Origin of the sequence: Paenibacillus sp. JJ-223 (genome assembly GCF_927798175.1) — a bacterium.
Taxonomy (GTDB): domain Bacteria; phylum Bacillota; class Bacilli; order Paenibacillales; family Paenibacillaceae; genus Paenibacillus; species Paenibacillus hubeiensis.
Map to the genome: position 1 here is coordinate 726,522 of NZ_CAKMMP010000001.1, position 16,309 is coordinate 742,830.

The window sequence follows — 16,309 nt, forward strand, 5'->3', positions numbered from 1 at the left end:
TTTCTGCTATCATTTCATTAGCTCGCTGCCTGTTTCTTAACGTTCTTTGCGCTTGGACTTATAGGCGCCCCGCTACGAAAACAGAGCCAATAGATGGTCCACACCCCCAAGACGACGAACGCCAATAATGTATACAAGTTGCTGTACACATATGAATCCGCGTAATCATAAAACGGATTGAGGCGAAAGGTCGCGCCTTGGTCGATGGCTTTTCCGTAAACCCCCGTTGCCACGGCGCCGGATATGAAATTTACCATCGAGAACAGTCCCATTCCGATTCCCATCTGTTCCTTGGGCAGTGTACCTGCTATCGTATTGGATACTGCAATTTGCATGAATATTTGCCCAACGTTCCCGAAAACAAGAAATAAAGCAACAAGCACGGGCGGCAAACCAGCAAAAAAAGACAGCAGTAAAAAATATGTCACGAGCAGCCCGCCGGCTAATGAAAATAACGCATTGTTTCCTCTGGAATCTGCCAGTCTACCCGCTTTTCGCCCCAAAATGGCCGCAACCGCAGCTCCAGGCACCATGGCAAACCCGATCAAATTCGGCGAAAGCCGGTGGACATCCGCCAGCAGCTGCGGAGTAAGAAAAGGTAGTGAGTAGCTTATAGCCATCACCACAAATGCAATGGTCAAGCTCAACGAAAAGCGGCTGTTTCGGAACAAGGCAGGATTGACGAACGGTGTATCCGCCTTGGAAATGCGGAAAAGGAACAACAGCAAGAATACTGCGGCAAGAACAGCCGCTCTCCAATCCGAGAACGTAATCGCCAACATAAGAGATGCTACAGTTCCCGCCAGCAAACCTCCCCCGATCCAGTCCAGCTTACCACCGTCCCCTTGTTCATCTCCGAGATATTTGCGATACAAAGGCAATGTAAAAACAAGAAGCAGCGGCAGGAAGAACAACCAGCGCCAATGGGCAAAGCTGACGAGCAGGGCGGATACGATCGGCCCAAGTGCATTCCCGATGGCCAAACCGCTCGCCGTTATTCCCAGCGCCCAGCCACGCCGTTCTGCCGGAATGTATCTTGCCGGAACGATCATCGCCGAGGCAGGGATGACCGCAGCTCCAGAAGCTTGCAGGACCCGGGCTATGATCACCATCCAATAGTCCTGGGAGATTAGCCCGATCAACGAACCGATGGAGAAAAGCACAAGGCCAAAGGTCATTAGGTTTTTCAGTTTGATCAGATCGGCCAACTTGCCATAGACTACAGAGCCAATAGCATAGACCAAAAGGTAAATGGCGGATACCCAGCTCACCTGCGAATAGGACAAGCCGAATTCCTCTCCCATTTTGGGTAGCACAATATTAAACATGGTTGCGCTCATGGAGGACAGAATCAACGTGAAGGCGAGGATATACAATAGTTTTTTTACGTTCATGGAAATCACCCTTTCTTTTAGTCACTCCGTATTTTATACTGTTAAATAAATAATGAAAAATATATATTTAGTCCACTATCCATAACTTTTAGTGTATGAAAAGAAGGTGAAAACTTGGAACTGCTGCAGCTTCACTATTTCCGCATAACAGCCAGATTGGGGCACATGACCAAAGCGGCAGAGCAGCTGCATATCGCGCAGCCCGCTCTCAGTAAGACAATATCCAGGCTGGAAGAGGATTTGGGCGTGCCATTGTTCGACCGGAGCAACCGTCAAATTCGGCTTAACGACTTTGGCAAAGCATTTCTTGCAAAAGCCGAGGCAGCATTGAGCTTGCTGGAGGAAGGACGGAAGGAAATCACGGATATGGCAGGGCTGGAACGGGGAACGATCGTAATTGCAACCAATACGCTGAATCGCCTTTCGCCTGCGCTGGCTGCTTTTCGCAGCCAGTATCCGGAGGTCAACTTCCGCATCAATCAAATTGCGCCCGCAGCAACGTACAGTATCAAAGAGCAGCTAGAGGAGGGCAGCGTGGACCTCGCATTCGGGTCCCTGCCATCGCCGCAGCCAGGCATCTCCAACCTGCCCGTGCTGTGGACGGAGGTATTTCTGGCTGTCCCGCGCGGACACCGCTTTGCGTACAGGGACAGCATTTCTTTGAAAGAGGTGGCAGACGAACCGTTTATCGAATACAAAAACGGCCATCCGTTCCGCGAAGTCAACGACGGAATTATAGAACGGGCAGGCATACAGCGGAACATCGTATGCGAGGTGGAGGAGCCCGCCGCTCTAGGCCATCTCGTCCAAGCCGGTCTGGGCGTAGCGTTAATTCCCGGCTGTAAAAGCGATGAACCTCCGTCCTACCCTTTACTCCGGATTGAAGGCGTGGAAAGTAGGCGGGCGTTTTCCGTTGCATGGAATGATGCGCGTTACCTGTCCCAAGCTGCGCGCGAATTTCAGCTGTTTCTAACTGATTTTTATGGAAAATATTAAATAATGTATAATTCTTCTTAAAATTAATTTGAACTAATAAGGAGAAAAATGAGCTATGTATACCATAAGGGGAGAAGGGCAAGATTATATTTCTATTGGAGTCGCTATATTTAGCGGCTCTTTATCATAGTGGATATGTTCTTCTATGAGCTAAACACACTGAAGATTTTATTTAATAATGCAAATGGGTGGAGGTTAATGACATTCACATCGTTTACATAGGATACGCAAAAACGGTTATTACTGAATGGCAGGCATAACAACCTCTTAAAATTGATCGGATGCTTATGTTTACTACCAAGTTAGAGATAGAATAACAACATTTTAACGAAAATATACGCAAAGTTTTTAAACATGACAAGGATGGTCGTTAGTTATTCCTTTAAGCTGAAAAAGTGAAAACTTAAAGTTAGAGTCTAGCCGTATACGTTTTCAAAGAGATAGAAGGCACATTGAGCGTGCATCATCTCCTTCCAAATGTATTTCTATTCAGAAGTATTTTCATCAAAGTTGTAAATCAAAGCCGATCGGCACCAGATAACTGCGCGATATAGGCAAACCGAGCAAATCCTTAAGCGTCCGATCAGATTATAGTTAGATTAAGGAAAGAGGACTATATGAGAGAGGTATTAATGATAGTGGAATCATTATAGGTCATTCATACATATATAGAAGAGCAAATGAAGGAATGGAAGGTTTCGTTTTGGGGGTGGCCGTTGCGATTGTCAAAATATCAGGAGATTGTCACGATGGGGGGGCTATCGGGTACCGAAATCTCGCTCAAAGTCTTAAGCCTAAACGGGCGCTTTTCTGGAATTGTGAAGGTTTATTAAATTGAATAATGGAAGAATACGATGTACAATCTCTATTTTAGAGCATGGATTACATCACATTAAAAGAATAAGCAAAAAAATGGGGTCAATTTTTACGTTGAGCTTGTTGTGGGTGGCGCTGTTATTGACTCTGTTTTATCAAGGAGAAACGGTCCGTGTGTCGTTGTTATGGAATGCGGCCGGCATTGCCGGTATTGCTGCGGTAGTGTTCGGCGTGATGTATAACGCGCTTTGGAATCATTTGACGTTGAAACCGTTCTGGAACATCGCCATCTCCTCTACGCTGAACCTTATTGGAAGCATGGCTGCAGTATGGTTGTTCTCGAAGGAGATATTTGAACTCATCGCGCCGTGGTTCCCGGGAATGTGGCTCTTTTCCATCGTGCTGCACGTCATCGGCTTTTATTTTTATGTTAGAATAGACAGCAGGAAGAAAGCGGAAGAATTAAATAAAGTACTGAAATAAGCGGGAAGGGACTTCGATGAACGAAGGGGATATATTGAGCTGTACGGATTGGACCCTCATCCTGCGTACCCGGGAACCGATCCGTCAGTTGCTGGAATATGGAGACAAAATTGGTATGTGGCGATTGTCGTGTACACTGTTTTGTCTTTTTTTGCGTGCAAAAAAAGGAGGCCCGTACGATAGGTAGTCACTTTAAAACATTAAAAAGACGGTACAGAAATTGGAAGAAGAAACGAACAACGTTGTTTCCACTTCTTCTGTCTTTAAAATAAGACAATACAAAATTATAGTACGAAGAATACCTATAGACATTAAGCTACCCTGAAAATTATTCTGGTGTACCGACAGGGACATGGATGGCTAACGGGAAACGTTAGTTGAACAACAGCAAGGGCCAGTCTAAGACTTTAAGATCTAAAACTGGCCGTTGCTTATTATATGGAATCAGTCTAAACTAGTTTCTTCAACTTGAGGCAATGACTTCACTTTGAGACATGTGTTGGCACATTTGCATTCTGAGCGGCAGCTTTCAAGTTAATGGCGTAGCTGCTCGCAGGAAACGTCAGCGACTGATGAAATGAACCTTGAACGCCATGTTGACTTCGAACAAATGCAGCCTGAACCCCGGCGGGTACTGGAGCAGAAGTTACGCTGCTGCCACCGCGCAACATCCTTGCCTAATCATTAAAGCTCCATCCAGCAACGATCCCGCTCAACGTGCCTGACGGATCGGTTAACCACAGGGGACTCAAAGCTCGAATTGGCGATATATGGGGTCTTAGGGGGTCTGTGGAAACGAAATTCGTACATCGTCAATAAAAGCCGTATTGTCACCTTGAGTCGTTGTGGCTACGAACTTGATCGTATGTTTTCCGCCAGCCGTCTCGAAGGGCTCTGTGCGGAAGGTCTGGAAGTTGCCGGATTCAGGCTGATACGAACCGATGATTTGATCATCGAAATAGATGTCAAAGGACTGGGTGCCGCCAAAGCTGGTGCGTTTGGCCGCCTTGAACGACATTTGGTACGTTCCCGGCTTGAAATGGATCGGCTGGCTTATCGTGCCGGAGACGCCGCCATCCGTTTTCAGATAACCTGTCTGCACACCTTGGGGCGCGGCAGTGGCCTGGAATGCACCGTTGTTATGCTGCACGCCGGAGCGGCTGTCGAACACCCATCCGTTGGTCATAGGTCCCGGTCTGGCCGAAGTGGTAGCCGGTTTTTCAAAACCGGCGTTGAAGAGCGTGACTACCGGAAGCTCATCCGGAATTTCGGGGTTAACAAAGCATCGCTTGTCTACGCCCGGAATCGGATCGCCGAGAATGGCGCTTGTACAAGCAACGCCGTTTTCCTGAATGGAATAATTAAATAATCCGTCTGCACCGTAAGCGACAACCGCTTTACCCTGAAAATAACACTCTCCACCGTTTTCGACCATGCACAGCTTATACCCGTCCGGTGCGCTGCTGATCTGTCCGATCTGATACAGGGAGGATACCGTGCCTGAGGGTTGCATACCATCTTTGAACGCTTTGGCTTTATAGAGTGCAAGTGAACCTTCGTTCAGCACAATCGGTCTGACATACAGGGAGGACTGGGCCGTAGGTTCGCTGCCGTCTGTCGTATACCGAATTTGCGCTCCGCTCGTCGCCGTCTCCAGATAGAGCACTTCGGAGCTAGGGAATATGTGCCGATCCAGGCTGAATGTTGGAACTTCGACTTTATCCGCCTGTGACGCAGGAAGGACGCGTACGAGGGCGACGCCATACGCCGATGGATCGGCCGTGCTGGTCGCGCGAACCGCAATCATCGTTTCATCCGTCACCTGTGGTGCCTGATATACGCCGCTGCTACGGTTAATGGTGCCGTTGTTTTGTCCAACGACGCTCCAAGTCACACTTCCGGTATTATCGATTACTTCTGCCCCAAGCGTGATAGAATCACCTGAGCGGACAGTAGGATTTACTTCATCCAGCTTGACTTGGGTCTCGGCAGGCCGGGTCGTGTAGATGATCACATTGTAATCTCCATCCACGTCGCGGTCTGTCAGCGAAGTTCCTCCTGGAAAGGTTGCTGCAACCGGAGGAAGAACCGCATTGGCTTCTTGAACAATATCGTTGTTGTATTCAAATTTACGGAACGTCTGGTTGACCGCAGTACTGCCAAAATCGAGCGTGATCTCTTTTTCCGTGCCGGCTTTGGCCTCTACGAGCACGGTATAATTGCCGTCGTCGCCTCTGAACGCCGCGGCGCGTACGTCGGTCGAACCGCCCGTATCCACAGCCAGAACCTCGCTGTGCTCAGGAATATAACGATTCAGCATGCCTGCGATATAAAATGTTTTGCGAGGAGTCAGCCCCAGTACCAGCGCATCCCACATCGTATATGTTCCGTTCGTTCCGCCGGTAGGATCATTGGTCCAAACCCCGTTTAACTGCCACATGAGAGCTGATTTCACGCCCATATTGGCGGTTTGAATGACCGAGTTTGCATAACCCGCATCCCAATTGCTCGCCTGATCATCTGCCCAGCCGAATTCGGTCAGATGAAGCGGCTTGTCGCCGACATACTGTTTCCGCAACACAAAGGCATTCCCCAGTCCTTCGTACGATTCCCCATATACATGGAAGCTGTATCCATCGATGGCATCATCCGCATGTTGTTTCATGTACTCAATCCAAGCCGGAGCGCCAGTCTCTTCGGGACCCCAGATTTCGATCAGATCGCGTAGACCGTCCGCAGTCAGCCTGGCACTCGTTTTATTAACCATTTCGGCATAATAGGCTTTCTGGTCACCGGGAGCCTCAAAGTCCCAACTGCCGTTCGGTTCGTTATAAAACGTCAAATATTTCACGTTGTCGTAACCGCGGTTCAGTATCAACTCCTCCAGCAGGGCAGAGGCGGAAGCCGCATAAGCATCCAGGTCAGCAGGCGCACTTGTCCATGGATCTATCCCCGGAATGGTAAACCAGTCATGCACCGTTGATCCCACCTTCCAGCCAAAGTTCAGCTCGATTTCGGTTCCGGCAGCCTTGAAGGCGTCCAGGTATTTGTAGAAAGCTTTCATTTTGGCGCTGTCCCACGTATAGTTTCCTTTCACAGGCTCCATCCAGTCGATCTGAAACCACACTCTGGCCACCTTGGGCTGAATGGTCTGAATTCGCTTGTTGTCTACCTCCCAGTGGGCTTCCGTATACCCGTATTGCGTTTGCCCAGGCATCAGGGCCGTGGGAATAGTGTTGACGCCAACGCCGAGAAAATCATCCTGAATCACATCATTCGTATCAATCGTAATCGTGTGGCTGGTACGGTTAAGGTTCTGGCTCTGATTCTGATTGGCGTAAATTAGGGAAGGAGCGGGAGCAAACGAAGCGAGCATGGTGGATATAAGGAGCGGAATTCCCCATCGTGAAGCTAAACGACCGGATCTACTTTTCATCTCAGCTCTCCTTTTTCATGGTTTACCGCAAAGGTCAATCCATGAGGTGGTTTCATGTCAGTCGACTTGCGGCACTTAAAATGATAGCGTTTACAATAAAAGTCAGATTTGAATTATCCATTGAAACGGTTGAAAAAATAGCGGCTGAGGTTGAACAAAACGAAGCCGGGTTGAACGATTCTGCTCGGTAAAGGCCCTTTACGAAAACAAATGTGCATTTTATGCTTTTCATTAGAGAGTGATTCGTCAGAAACATGAATGCTCGCCATAGCAACGCCCATGGAACTGTAAAACAGGGAGGGTCCAATAACATGTCCACCAATCCACAATCTGCCATCACTGCGCTTCGGGTTTCCGACAACGGTCGCTATCTGGAAACGTCGGAAGGAGTCCCTTTTTTTTGGCTCGGTGACACGGCGTGGGAACTTCTGCATCGTTTGAACCGGAAAGAGAGCGAACTGTACCTCCGTACAAGGGCCGAACAGCGTTTCACAGTCATTCAAACGGTGCTGCTGGCCGAGTTCAGCGGTACCACAACGGGCAATGCTCAAGGCAGACTGCCTTTTCATATGGACGAGAATGGTCAACCTGATCCAGCCCATCCGGATACCGATGGACCTTACTCCTATTGGGATCATGTGGACGCCATGCTGAAACTTGCAGGCAGCCTTGGGCTGTATGTTGCACTGCTCCCGACTTGGGGTGACAAGTTCAACAAGAAGTGGGGGAAAGGGCCGGAAATATTTACACCGGAAACGGCCTCTGATTACGGAAAATGGCTGGGTCAGCGATACGCTGAATATCCTCAGATTATCTGGGTACTGGGGGGAGACCGTCCACTGGAGACGAAGCGCCATTTCGACATCGTCACGTCCATGGCACAGGGGCTGAAACAAGGTGGTGCCCGGCAGCTTATGGCTTTCCATCCACCGGGATGCGATTCATCTTCCCGCCAACTTCATGATGAGTCATGGCTTGATTTCAACATGATTCAATCCGGACACGGAGAGCGGGAGATTACCAATGATAGACGTGTGCAGCAAGATTATGAGCGCAAGCCGGTGAAACCCACGCTTGATGCCGAGCCATGTTACGAGGATATTCCTGTCGGGTTCCGGGGTGAACAGGGCTATTTCGATGCGGCGGATGTGAGGAAAGCTGTGTATTACGCTTTATTTGCCGGCGCGCTGGGTCATACGTATGGACACCATTCGATATGGTCAATGTACCAAGGTCCGCATGATCTCATTGAATCGAACAGCCAAGGCGATTATTTCATTATGCCATGGCTTGAAGCACTGCATCGTCCGGGAGCAAAGCAGATGAGCCATGCGCGTGCATTGCTCGAAGGGGAGCTGGGCCCGGATTGGAGACCCAATTCGAATCTGATTCATCAGAACCGTGCAGGCGCGAATCATGCCGTTGCTGCTCAGAATAAATATAACGCTTACATTTATCTGCCCAATGGCTTGTACGTTGACGTCGTCATGGGGTATATTGAGGGCAAGCAAGCGAATGCCATGTGGTTTTGCCCCAGAACAGGAGATACGACCAAGGTTTCTTCAGATTCAGATTCAGATTCTACAATACCGAATCAAGGCATTCAACGTTTTGCAGCCCCAACCAGCGGAAGAGGGAATGACTGGATTTTGATTTTGAAGGGGGTCTAACGCATGTATAAGGTGATGATCGTCGAGGATGAAATGCTCGTTCGCATCGGACTGAAAAATTCCGTCGAATGGAGCAAATTCGGGTTGGAGGTCACTGCCGATTTCCCGGATGGCCTGGCCGCATGGGATTATTATGAACGCGAGAAACCCGACGTGGTCATTACCGATATCAGTATGCCAAGAATGGATGGCATGGAGCTGATCTCCAACATCCGCAAGCAAGACAAACATACACGCGTCGTTGTGCTGTCATGTCTCGAAGAGTTTGAGCTGGCCCGGAAAGCACTGACGCTGGACGTGTCCAGCTATATTCTGAAGCTGACCATGACCGAAGAAGAGATTGAGCAGGTGCTGACAGGAGTCAGGGAAGAGCTGGATCAGCAGCATACCCCGCCTCAACCGCAAGGCAGGACAGGGACGGCGTCTCCGGATATGGAGCTTGTGAAGGAAAAGATGTTTAAAGATTTTATGTTCTATCGCATTTTCTCAACGGAGGAATTCGCCAGGTTCGTCTCGGAGAGCGGTCTGCGCCTTTCGCCCGTTCGTCTTGTCGTGTGCGTAATGGAAGTGGACCGTTATGCCTCGCTCAAGGAACGTTTTCGGGATGAACACGGCCATTTGGTCAAGATGTCGCTGTTAAACATTTTAAGCGAGATCATGTCCGGTTATAAACGGGGAGAGGCGGTTCAGATCAACGACCGGCATTACGCGCTTGTATTGCATTTTGCCGATATGTTGTCCGAACAAGCCATCGTGCAGGAGCTTCGTCAGTTGCTCGAACATGTTCAGGATACGATTCGTCATTATTTCAACAGTACCGTTTCGTTCGGGATCAGCAGCATCAACGGGGGTTATGATTCGCTGCCGAGACAATACGCCGAAGCACAGCGCGCATTGCAGCGTAAATTCATCACCGGCCCGGGACAACATCATCAAGGAATAGGGCGTGCGGACCATTCGGGCGTGCTTGGGCGACTTGAACGGCTTCGAGGCCACACACCTATTCGGGAATTGCTTCCGTCACTTAAACAGAAAGAATACGACGAATTCCTGGATGAGATTGAACGCGGCATGAACGAAGAGCGAAAATCAATGGAGATCACCATTTACCAGCTTGTGCAATGGATTAATACGAATGTATACGATCATAACAATGAGAAAACGCTGCTGCTCAGCATGAACGAAAAGTTGGAAACCTGTGACACGATGCCGGATATGCTTGACCAGGTCCTTATCTATATTGACACCTTGGTTGAATTGATTCGCAAACGCTTACAAATGAGTGACGAGATTACCCGCGCCATTGAGTACATCAAGCGTCATTATACCGAAAACATCAGTCTCCAGATGGTTGCAGATCATGTAGGTCTAAGCATGGGGTATCTCAGCAACCTGTTCCGGAGAGAGCTGCAGATCACTTATATTGATTATGTGAACCGTTATCGGATTGAACGTGCCAAGGACCTGCTTGCCCAAAACCAACTGCGCTCTTCCGATGTGCCGGCTCTGGTCGGCTTTTCACCCGAGTATACGTATTTTAGCAAGGTATTCAAAAAGATCACAGGTCTTAATCCGAACGAATACCGCCGCCAAACGACGCTCAAAGACAGAGGGTGCCATGAATGAGGACATCCGTCAAATCCCTGTTTGTCTCCAGACAGCTCCGAACACAGCTTATTCTGTATATTATGGTCATCAGCCTCGCCGTACTGGCGGGGGCTTCTTATTTTATTTATTCCTTTATGCAGAACATGATCAAAATCCAGAACGAACGATTGCTCTACCAGCAATTCCAACAGCTTGACCATAACATAGGCGGCCTCGTGAAAGAGATCGATCGCTTATCCATGCTTTTTCTGCGGGATGATCACATTCAGCAGTTTTTGTACAAAATTTCGGAGAAAACGGAAGAGGAATTTCTCGAATCGAAAAACGACGTGCAGCGGGTGATCGCCGATTTCATCGACAACTACAACTATATTGACTCGATTTATATTACGGCGAACAATCTCGGGGCAGTAGGAGGAAGTCAGAAGCGGACGCTCGTTTACGATCGGGAAGCATGGCAGGAGAGTTTCTTTACTTCTGAGCCCTTCCGTCAAACGCTTGAACAGTATCCTCATCTGGTTATCCATTCCGGGATCAAGAAATCGTTCTACAATCCGTATCTGACCGGAGAAAACGATGGTTACCTGATCAGCCTGATGCGGGGCACGCGTGCCATCTATGATCCAACAACAAGCGCCACGCTGATTTTTAATATCGATGAACGGTATCTGTCATCCATCTATGCGACGGCGCTGAACAGTGAAGAAGGCGATATGTATATCGCCAGCGCTGACGGAACAATCATTTCGGCCAGTGAGGCGGATCGGGTAGGTACGCAGAGCCACTTCAAACCGGGTGCGGAACTGACGGACGGAGCTTACGGAAGCCTGGATGACGAAAAGGCCGGACGCAGCATGCAGGTTGTATATTACAAACTCCATGATGGCGGTTGGTACCTGCTGAAAGAAATTCCGCTCAGTCAGTACGCAGACCAGATTCTAGGCGTTCAACGAATGCTTGTACTGGTGTTCACGATCAGTGTGCTCGCGATATTCATAGCCTCCTACTTCTGGCTTCGCAAAATCATCAAACCGCTCAACCAATTGTCCGGCAAAATGAAAGACATGAGCCGCGGTGAACTCGGGGTTACCGTCGATCATGTTCCGAATAATGAGCTGGGCACGGTCATCCGCCGCTTTAATGAGATGTCGCTCAGCATGGTAGAACTGGTGAACAAAAACAATGAGATTCAGGAGAAAAAGAGGGAGCTGGAACTGGAGGCACTACAGTATCAGATTAATCCGCATTTCCTGTACAACACCCTGAACATGATCCGCTGGATGGCTGTCATTGTGAAGGCGGACAACATCGTAAATACGATTGTAGCACTGGGCAATATTTTGCGCCCCGTATTCTCCAGCAAAGACTCGATGTGTTCCCTGCGGGACGAACTGTCGTATCTGGACAATTATCTGAAGATCATTAACATGCGATTCAACAATAATATTACGTTTACGATGGATGTGGATGAAGAGTGGATGGATTGTCAGGTGCCGCGTTTTATTCTGCAGCCGCTGCTGGAAAATTCCATTGCTTCCGGCAGACAGAGCGAAGATTTTGCCATCCAGATCGGAATTACTGCCTCGGGCGACCATGACCGTCTGATGCTGAGCGTCACCGATTCCGGCGTCGGAATGGATGCAGAGAGCCTCTTCATGTTAAACGAAAAGCTGGCCAAGGGGGAATCGCCCAAATCCACCGTTGGCGGGAGCGGAATCGGACTGAATAACGTCAATAAACGGATTCGTTTGTATTATGGACCGGACTTCGGCATTCACTTCGTTCCGGCCGATCAAGGTGCTGAGGCCATCGTTACCTTGCCTGTACATCGATTATAGAAGAGGAGCTGCGGCTTCGAATGATCCATGCTCTCGTGAGCTTCGCCGGAAGGCAGCACATGAGGGCGTTTTTTTCATATTGGAGCCCTGTTTATTCGTTCAAGCGGAGCCTCAAAATTGTTCAAGTCGGCTCGCGGGGCAGCTTTGTTTTTTCAAGCAGATCAGGGGATCTTTCATTCAAGGGTAATAAAGAAAGCGTTATCATATGAATAAGCCAAAACGAAAGCACACGCACAAAGGAGAAATTCATATGCAACGTACCAAGACCCTGAACGGCGCCGCAACCCAAAGGACCGGCAAGCTGAATCGCAAGGATGGCATGCACCTCCTGCTTCTGGCCACGCCATTCATACTGTTTACGCTGGCCTTCAGCTATGTCCCTTTATTTGGATGGATCTACGCATTCTTTGATTACAAACCAGGCATACCGCTTCAACAAACCCCTTTTCTGGGGCTGGAAAATTTCCGCAACATGTTCGATGATCCACGGATGGGGCCCGTGCTGGCGAACACGCTGGCACTGAGCTTGTTGTCCATTGCCACCGCCCCGGTACCGATGCTGCTTGCCATACTGATCTCGGAAGTTCGCTCCGGCTGGTTCAAACGTCTGGTGCAGACCGTCTCTACACTGCCGAATTATATCAGCTGGATCATCGTATTTTCCCTCGCATTCAGCATGTTCAGTACGGAGGGAGCCGTCAATTCCATCATGATGAAAACGGGGATCGGCAGTCCACCCGTGGATATCCTCGGTAACTATGACCGGGTATGGACGGTGCAAACGTTGCTGCTGCTGTGGAAGTCCGCAGGATGGAGCGCCATCATCTATCTGGCTGCCATCGTTGGCATAGACAGCGAACAGTACGATGCAGCCAAGGTGGATGGCGCCGGGCGCATGCGTACGATCTGGCACATTACGCTGCCAAGCATCATGCCGACCTTCATTGTGCTTCTGCTGCTCTCCGTCAGCAACCTGCTGTCCGCAGGGTTTGAGCAATATCTCGTGTTCAGCAACGTCATGATTGCAGACCGGATCGAAGTGCTTGACCTCTACGTATACCGGCTTGGACTTGTGACGGGTGACTACTCGTACTCGACGGCTGTGGGCATTTTCAAAACCGTAATCAGTGTTCTGCTGCTCTTCAGCGTCAACATTCTATCCAAGAAAGTTCGCGGTCAAGGCATCGTCTGACCCCAGGGAAAGGAGCAAAACAAATATGCGCACACAACCCACAGGACAGACGCTTCGTCCCGTCCGCCATACCGACTGGAAAGACCTTACGTTCACCCTGTTTAATTACATCGCGCTGTCCCTGCTTGTCATCATCACCATTTATCCGTTCTATTATATTTTCATCTATTCGATCAGCGATCCCATCGAGGTTCAGAAAGGCGTATATTTCTGGCCAGCCGGCTTCTCCCTTGAAGCATACCAAGCGACGGTACAGTTGCCGGGCATCATGGACGCTGCCATTGTAAGTGTCTCCCGGACCGTGCTCGGAACGTTGATTACGGTGTTCAGCTGTTCCTTCTTTGCCTATCTCATTACCAAAGAAGAGATGCCGTTCCGCAAAATCATTTACCGTTTTGTACTGATTACCATGTACTTCAATGCAGGCTTTATCCCATGGTATCTGACCATGAAAACCTATGGATTGCAGAACAATTTCCTGCTGTACATCATTCCAAGCGCGATGTCGGGCTTTAACATCATTTTGATCAAAACGTTCATCGAACAGCTGCCCGCATCCCTGGAGGAATCGGCCAAAATCGATGGGGCCGGCTACTTCCGGATCTATCGCAGCATCATTTTCCCGCTGTCAATGCCGATCATCGCCACCATTGCCGTATTCTCCGCCGTAGGTCAGTGGAATACCTGGTTCGACAACTTTTTCCTGGTGGAAAATCCGAAGCTGCAAACGTTGCAACTGGTGCTCTACAACTTCCTGAACCAGTCCAGCAACCTGTCCAATATGACGACAGAGGAGTTGACCCGCGGAGATGTTGTCCGGACGCTCACACCGCAGTCCATTCGCATGACCATTACGATGCTTGTCACGCTGCCGATTGTACTGGTGTATCCGATGCTGCAGCGGTATTTTGTCAAAGGCATCATGATGGGAGCCGTCAAGGGTTGAGGCTGAAAAATGGTGCAACCAAACCGGATTATCCGGCAATCGCCGATAATTATAGAAGAAGAAACAGGAGGGTTATGACATGAGAACTAAAAAGTCGTTCCGCCAAGTCATCGCACTGCTCATGATGACGTCTTTGCTGCTGGCAGCTTGTACGGGCAGCGGCTCGGGAACAGGCCAGACCAGCACGGGCGAAACCGGTTCGTCAGACACGGGCTCGGACAAAGACCTCGTGACGCTGCGAGTGCTCATCATGGAAACCGGCTCCAAGTGGAATACGCAGCAGAACAATGAAGTGGCCGAAGCCATTGCCGAGAAGATCGGTGTCAACATTGAATACGTTGAAGCAGACGAAAACAAATTCAATGTATTGCTCGCTGGCGGCGATCTGCCCGACCTGGTGCGCACGGACGTGAACAAATATCAAAAACAACTGATTGAAGGGGATCTGATCGTTCCGCTCGACGATCTGCTCGCTACATCCGGCAAAGACATTACGGCGAACATCGGTACTGTGGTCGAATACAGCAAAAAGAACTGGAGCAACGGTACCGGCAACCTGTATTTCCTGCCTCCCCAAGTGCAATCCAAACCGGGAACTTCAATTGCGCCAATCACTATAGGCCCGACGATTCGTTGGGACTGGTACAAGGAGATTGGCACACCGGAAATGGCCACAATGGATGACTTGCTGGACGTTGTCGAAACAATTGTGGAGAAGCACCCGCAGACCGAAGACGGCAAAAAGGTGTACGGCGTGTCCATGTGGCAAGATTGGGGATTATGGCCTTATACGATTCCGCCAGTCATCTTTACCGAGAATGTAGGGGCTACAAGCGACCTGACTGCATCCAAAGTTGGCGGGAGCGACTTCATCAGCAACTTGACCGACGAGTCCTCCAATTTCTGGACTGCACTGAACTTCTATAACAAGGCTCAACGCAGAGGATTGCTCGATCCGGATTCCCTGACGATGAAGAACAATGACTACATGGCAAAGGCAACTGCAGGACAGATCGTTGTTGGTCCCGCCACCTGGGCGATGGGGGATTTCAATGCACAGCATGCCAATGACGGCAAAGGATATCTGGTTGTGCCTGCCGGCAAACTGGCCTGGACGGGTGCAGTCAATCCGCTCGGATGGCAGGATAAAGCCTACAGCATATCCAAAACATCAAAACATCCTGAAAAAGCGATGGAATTCCTCAATTATATTTACTCTTATGAGGGTGCACGCACCATGTATAACGGCGTAGAAGGCAAGCACTGGAAGATGGTGGACGGCAAACCGACACTCACGGACGAAACACTCGCATTGAAAGCAGCAGGCGGAGCTCCCTACGAAGCAACCGGACTTTCGCTGGATCGCAACATCATCGGTCTTGGCGGCAACATGATCAATCCCGATGACAAGATGCCGGTCGACCTCTTTACCTCGGAGGAGGCGCTGTCCAAAGCGGCGACTCCGCTTGAGAAAGATTTTGCAGAACACTATGGCGCTTCTTACTCGGGAGAGGTATTCAAAAAGTTGATCGATGAAGGCAAACTAAATACGTTCACCACCTGGATGAATGGCATGACGGACGAGGAGATCGTGCAGCGCAACACCGTTCCGGGCGTAACCTTGGACGACAAGCTGAAGAAACAGGAAGCCGAACTTAAAGAGCTGGCTGCGCGCGAAGCGGCCAAAGTTATTCTTTCCAAGGATGAACAGGCATTCGAAGCAAATAAACAGGCTGCGCTTGCGGCATTCAAAAAAGCAGGAGCAGATGAGTTTACGGCCTGGTATAACGCCGAAGTGCAGCGGCTTCGTCAAGCTCACGGGCTGTAATACGACTTCGCTCGCAACGGCAAGCGTCATGAAGAGGGGCTAAAGCTGTGAAGTTTTAGCCCCTTATTATTGAAACATACAGGGGAACGGGAGTTGATGCAG

At 49.6% G+C, this 16,309-nt stretch carries 10 protein-coding genes; 8 read left to right on the top strand and 2 right to left on the bottom strand.

The features are described from left to right. Positions 1-17: 17 nt before the first annotated feature. A complete protein-coding gene (locus L6H98_RS03050; RefSeq protein ID WP_236412752.1) occupies positions 18-1,394 on the bottom strand; it encodes an MFS transporter in 1,377 nt (458 codons plus the stop codon). Positions 1,395-1,508: 114 nt separating this feature from the next. Here L6H98_RS03050 and L6H98_RS03055 point away from each other — a divergent pair, with 114 nt between their 5' ends. Together L6H98_RS03055 and L6H98_RS03060 are read left to right on the top strand one after the other, a co-directional pair. Then, positions 1,509-2,390, top strand: coding sequence for a LysR family transcriptional regulator (locus L6H98_RS03055; RefSeq protein WP_236412755.1), 882 nt, complete (start codon positions 1,509-1,511; stop codon positions 2,388-2,390). Positions 2,391-3,380: 990 nt separating this feature from the next. Continuing rightward, complete coding sequence (locus tag L6H98_RS03060) at positions 3,381-3,689, top strand: hypothetical protein (protein WP_236412756.1); 309 nt, start codon at positions 3,381-3,383, stop codon at positions 3,687-3,689. 778 nt (positions 3,690-4,467) lie between these two features. Here the strand turns inward: L6H98_RS03060 and L6H98_RS03065 are convergent. After that, positions 4,468-7,125, bottom strand: coding sequence for a chitobiase/beta-hexosaminidase C-terminal domain-containing protein (locus tag L6H98_RS03065; RefSeq protein WP_236412757.1), 2,658 nt, complete (start codon positions 7,123-7,125; stop codon positions 4,468-4,470). A gap of 311 nt (positions 7,126-7,436) precedes the next feature. Here L6H98_RS03065 and L6H98_RS03070 point away from each other — a divergent pair, with 311 nt between their 5' ends. From L6H98_RS03070 to L6H98_RS03095, 6 genes are all read left to right on the top strand, one after another. Then, positions 7,437-8,795 (top strand): glycoside hydrolase family 140 protein, encoded by a 1,359-nt coding sequence (locus L6H98_RS03070; protein WP_236412758.1) that lies wholly within the window; start codon positions 7,437-7,439, stop codon positions 8,793-8,795. A gap of 3 nt (positions 8,796-8,798) precedes the next feature. Next, positions 8,799-10,421 carry a response regulator gene (locus tag L6H98_RS03075; RefSeq protein WP_236412759.1) on the top strand — a complete coding sequence of 541 codons (1,623 nt, stop codon included), beginning with the start codon at positions 8,799-8,801 and terminating at the stop codon, positions 10,419-10,421. After that, positions 10,418-12,241, top strand: coding sequence for a sensor histidine kinase (locus L6H98_RS03080; RefSeq protein ID WP_236412760.1), 1,824 nt, complete (start codon positions 10,418-10,420; stop codon positions 12,239-12,241). Before L6H98_RS03075 ends, L6H98_RS03080 begins: the two co-directional genes overlap by 4 nt. 250 nt (positions 12,242-12,491) lie before the next feature. After that, positions 12,492-13,433 (top strand): ABC transporter permease subunit, encoded by a 942-nt coding sequence (locus L6H98_RS03085; protein WP_236412761.1) that lies wholly within the window; start codon positions 12,492-12,494, stop codon positions 13,431-13,433. A 25-nt stretch (positions 13,434-13,458) separates the two neighbouring features. Continuing rightward, positions 13,459-14,379, top strand: a complete 921-nt coding sequence (locus tag L6H98_RS03090) for a carbohydrate ABC transporter permease (protein ID WP_236412762.1) — start codon at positions 13,459-13,461, stop codon at positions 14,377-14,379. Positions 14,380-14,458: 79 nt separating this feature from the next. Continuing rightward, positions 14,459-16,207 carry an extracellular solute-binding protein gene (locus tag L6H98_RS03095; protein ID WP_236412763.1) on the top strand — a complete coding sequence of 583 codons (1,749 nt, stop codon included), beginning with the start codon at positions 14,459-14,461 and terminating at the stop codon, positions 16,205-16,207. Positions 16,208-16,309 lie beyond the last annotated feature (102 nt).

Bases quoted from the DNA above. Each gene is read 5' to 3' on its own strand.
- L6H98_RS03050 (WP_236412752.1), bottom strand. From the start codon at position 1,394: ATGAACGTAAAAAAACTATTGTATATCCTCGCCTTCACGTTGATTCTG.
- L6H98_RS03065 (WP_236412757.1), bottom strand. From the start codon at position 7,125: ATGAAAAGTAGATCCGGTCGTTTAGCTTCACGATGGGGAATTCCGCTC.
- L6H98_RS03070 (WP_236412758.1), top strand. From the start codon at position 7,437: ATGTCCACCAATCCACAATCTGCCATCACTGCGCTTCGGGTTTCCGAC.
- L6H98_RS03075 (WP_236412759.1), top strand. From the start codon at position 8,799: ATGTATAAGGTGATGATCGTCGAGGATGAAATGCTCGTTCGCATCGGA.
- L6H98_RS03080 (WP_236412760.1), top strand. From the start codon at position 10,418: ATGAGGACATCCGTCAAATCCCTGTTTGTCTCCAGACAGCTCCGAACA.
- L6H98_RS03085 (WP_236412761.1), top strand. From the start codon at position 12,492: ATGCAACGTACCAAGACCCTGAACGGCGCCGCAACCCAAAGGACCGGC.
- L6H98_RS03090 (WP_236412762.1), top strand. From the start codon at position 13,459: ATGCGCACACAACCCACAGGACAGACGCTTCGTCCCGTCCGCCATACC.
- L6H98_RS03095 (WP_236412763.1), top strand. From the start codon at position 14,459: ATGAGAACTAAAAAGTCGTTCCGCCAAGTCATCGCACTGCTCATGATG.